Source organism: Brachyspira catarrhinii, from assembly GCF_005518285.1.
GTDB classification, from domain to species: domain Bacteria; phylum Spirochaetota; class Brachyspiria; order Brachyspirales; family Brachyspiraceae; genus Brachyspira; species Brachyspira catarrhinii.
The window spans coordinates 1-2248 of the sequence record NZ_SJDU01000366.1; the positions used below are offsets into that span (position 1 = coordinate 1).

1 protein-coding gene and 1 pseudogene are annotated in these 2248 nt (G+C 31.0%); both read left to right on the forward strand.

What is annotated here, in order from left to right; translation table 11 throughout:
• Positions 1–314: pseudogene (locus tag EZH24_RS10545) on the forward strand (Rpn family recombination-promoting nuclease/putative transposase); the annotation flags it as partial.
• Positions 315–603: 289 nt separating this feature from the next.
• Positions 604–2248, forward strand: a 1645-nt coding sequence (locus EZH24_RS10550) for a hypothetical protein (protein ID WP_137999084.1), incomplete at its 3' end; no start/stop codon positions are given.

Sequence of the window (2248 nt, forward strand, 5' to 3'; positions counted from 1 at the left end):
AAGCGATTGAAGAATACAAAAGATTTACTTCGGACGATAAATTGATGCGAGCTTATGCAGCCCGAGATGCATTTTTAGTAGGACAAAAAATGATGCTATCGAGAGAACGACAAGAAGGCTTTGACGAAGGAATTGAAAAAGGCAAACTTGAAGGCATAAAAGAAGGAATTAAAGAAGGAATTGAAAAAGGCAAACTTGAAGGCGAAAAAAATAAATCGATTTTAATAGCAAAAAATCTAAAAAAATCTGGATTGGATATAAAATTTATTAGCGAAAACACAGGTTTATCTCTTGAAGAAGTAGAAAATCTATAATAAAATCTGGCAAACCCGATTATGACAAAAGCGATAGAAGAATACAAAAGATTTACTGAAATAAGCAAACTCTGACGAGACGAAAAAACTCTAACAAATTTATATAATATTTATAAAATTTTATTCCGAAAATTAATATTATGAATATTATGATAACTAAAAATTAATAGAGTATATAAGCGAAAAATGGCTAAATTACGATAAAAAATATTTGACTAATTATAAAATTTTGTTATTATATTAGCGTAAAGAAAAAATTTTTATTAATTTAAATTAGGAGGTAAGCATTATGAAACGATTTTTTATTATTTTGTCAATTCTATCTATAGTATTATTATTTTCTATTTTTGCATGTAAAAAAGTAAATCTGCTCTCTCCGACTTATATACCAGACGAAACAATATTCAGAGTTCCAAATAACGACAATACTTTGCCTTCAAAAATAGATGTTAATCCTACTCCAGCAAAAAACGGCGAAGTATTCGGCGGATTTATAAGAAAATTTCAATATAAAGGCGAATGGCATATATTGGCTACAAATAAATATTATTATGACGCTACCAATAAAATTTTAACCGAAAAGGGAAAACAATTCCTTTTGAAATTCAATAAAGACGGCGATTTATCCATTCTCAACGGCGGAAATCCTATAAATAACGACATTTGGAATCATTTAACAAATTTTAATATTATAGAAAATTCTCAAGTATGGTATATAGATAATTCTTGGTATTATCATAAATATGGAGAATATTATGTTAGGCGTCAAAAAATGGGTTCTGCGGACTACTCAGGCTCATGGGTAATAAATATATTAAAAAATAATATCTCCTATAATTCTGAAGATTTATTAAATTGGTCAAAGAAAGGTAAAGAAGATAGTGAAGTTATGAAATTTCCTTTGGATAGAAGATGGCAAGGACCTGGAACAGTTGAATATGCACAGCATGGTAGACCTTATCATATTATCCTTTTTAAGGAAAAATTATATGTATTTGATGGCGGAAAAGGAATAGATGTTGACTATGATAAAAATACAAATGATAGAAATATTTCGCAATTTAAATTTATAGATTGGAATAATAGAGATAAAGCTTCTGAATTTAATAATTGGATATTGCAAGATTATCCTTGGGGGAAAGAATCCTATTGTTATGTATACACCAATGAAGATAGATTATATATAATGAGATACGGAAATTATATTTGGGGCAGGGATAAAAATCAGACAGAATTGTATCCAAGGTCTATAGAGTATTATGATTATGCAACTTACTCTACAACGGGCGCGACTGGAGCGGATGGTAAAATTATATGGATTAATGAAGGAAAAGGTCCTCCAAAAAACGCTGATTATGTAGGTATTTATAGAGGCAGTGATGCAATTACGGCAGCTATTCCAAGGGACTTACCTACGGCTACTCCCGAACCTCCAGATTGGGCTTTTGATAAAGACAATAAAAGATATTATAAAGTGGCGACTAATTATAGCGGCATAATATTTAACGGAAAACATTATTCGCTCCCTATTCCTCCCGTAAACGAAATTCAAAAAGCGGCGGATAGCGGAAAAACGAATTTCACAATCACGGAACAACATATAGAAAATTCTGGCAAAAATCAATTCATGGTAAGTTTGGTTAACCCTACAAACGCCAAAGAAAGCGATTGGAAATTGATAACTCCTCTGGAATATACGGGCTATTCTATGATTTGGCAAATAGGAGGAGGCAATACGCTTTTCAATATAAACGGAAAAACTATTCAATTGCTCGATTATTGCGAAATGCAAAATTTTCTTAATTATAATAATTCCGTATATAATCCGATTATAAACGAATTAAGAAGAAAAGCCGAAACCGAGCGTAGCAAAAGCCAATATTATAACGCTATGTATTACGAAGCTCAAGCGGATATATTGGAGCGGATTTTGA